The organism is Fructilactobacillus sp. X2R1C1, from assembly GCF_059901435.1.
Genome location: NZ_JBWXUV010000052.1, coordinates 1 through 341, shown reverse-complemented (window position 1 = coordinate 341; position 341 = coordinate 1). Strand labels below are relative to the sequence as shown.

Sequence of the window (341 nt, the reverse complement as noted above, 5' to 3'; positions counted from 1 at the left end):
AATAATGGGGTATTTTTTTATGGGTAAGTATTCAAATATTTTTAAAGTTCAAATAGTTAATGAGTATCAGCTAGGCAATATTTCAATAAAAGCATTATCACGGAAATACCAACTTGACTTTTCTCTAATTCGACACTGGATTGAATTAGCCAATCAGCAAGGAATGTCAGCACTTAGAACCCGCCGGGTTCATAAAAAGTATTCAACTAAGTTTAAATTAGGTGTGATAAACTACTATAAAACTCATGAAATGGGAATTATTAAGGTGGCAGCGCACTTTAATTTAAATTCAACTCAGGTTTGGAAATGGACCAAAGATTTTGAAAAAGATGGTGTAACAG

Annotated in this window: 1 protein-coding gene; it reads left to right on the top strand. The window is 32.3% G+C overall.

Annotation, left to right across the window (positions count from 1 at the left end):
* Window positions 1-19: 19 nt before the first annotated feature.
* Window positions 20-341 (top strand): helix-turn-helix domain-containing protein (locus tag AC6UDG_RS07465; protein ID WP_500706956.1); only part of this gene is annotated, 322 nt, incomplete at its 3' end.